Raw genomic sequence first — 1234 nt, forward strand, 5'->3', positions numbered from 1 at the left:
AGCGCTTGGCACGCCGCTACCGCGAGATGCTGGAACGCACGTCGGACCCGGACCTGCGCGAAGCCATGGCGCTGGGTTATCACAAGCTGTTGGCCTACAAGGATGAATACGAGGTCGCGCGGCTTCTGTTGACCAGCCGGGACAAGGCCCGTGCCGAGTTTGACGGCGATTTCAAGATGTCCTTCAACCTAGCACCGCCGCTTCTGGCCCGCCCCGGGCCGGACGGGCGACCGGCAAAGCGGGAGTTCGGGCCCTGGCTGGAAAAACCCCTGCGGGTCATGGCCAAGCTGAAGTTCCTGCGCGGCACCTTTGCCGATCCCTTCGGCTACACCGCCGAACGGCGAATGGAACGTGATCTGATCGACCAGTATGAAAAGGACATGGACGAGGTTCTGCCGCTCATGGATGAAGGCACCCGCGACGCCATCGTGGCACTGGCGGCCCTGCCGCTGCAGATCAGGGGTTTCGGCCCGGTCAAACAGGCGGCGGAGGCCAAGGCCGCAAAGCGCCGTGAAGAGCTTTTGGCCACCATCCGGGCAGGGGGAACACAAACGTCACGCGCCGCCGAGTAAGCCTTTCGTCGGCGCGTCCCGGCCATCCTGCAAAGCGGCCATGGATCTCGGGCGCGAAGCCCCATATGACAGGGCGTAACCCGCAGCACCCCGTGCTGCGGGCAGGTGAAGGGCGGCATTGCGTCCGCGGATGACGGCAGAGGTCCGATGGCAGTTGGCATTTTCGATTCTGGTCTTGGGGGTCTGACCGTGTGGGAGGCCGTGCACGCGCGGCTGCCGGAAGTGGATTTCATCTACCTCGCGGACAGTGCTCATGCGCCCTATGGCGTGCGCACTGCCGACGACATCTACGATTTGACCTGTGCCGCGGTCCAGCGCCTCTTCGATGCGGGCTGCGATCTGGTCGTGCTGGCCTGCAACACCGCCTCCGCCGCGGCGTTGCGGCGGATGCAGGAAGGCTGGGTGCCTGAGGGCAAGCGCGTTCTGGGTGTTTTCGTTCCGCTGATCGAGGCGATGACCGAACGCCAGTGGGGCGATAATTCCCCGCCGCGCGAGGTCGCATTGAAGCATGTGGCGCTCTTCGCCACCCCCGCCACCGTTGCCTCCCGCGCGTTTCAGCGCGAACTTGCGTTCCGCGCCATCGGGGTGGACGTGGAAGCACAGGCCTGCGGCGGCGTCGTGGACGCCATCGAAGACGGTGATTTCATCCTCGCCGAGGCATT

The 1234-nt window shown here is 65.2% G+C and carries 2 protein-coding genes; both read left to right on the plus strand.

What is annotated here, in order from left to right; genetic code table 11:
• A partial coding sequence (locus tag A3764_RS20690) for a DUF6537 domain-containing protein (protein WP_330220551.1) occupies positions 1-572 on the plus strand: 572 nt, incomplete at its 5' end.
• 147 nt (positions 573-719) lie between these two features.
• A partial coding sequence (locus A3764_RS20695; RefSeq protein WP_201722483.1) for a glutamate racemase occupies positions 720-1234 on the plus strand: 515 nt, incomplete at its 3' end.

Source organism: Sulfitobacter sp. HI0129 (assembly GCF_001635395.1).
GTDB lineage: Bacteria > Pseudomonadota > Alphaproteobacteria > Rhodobacterales > Rhodobacteraceae > Sulfitobacter.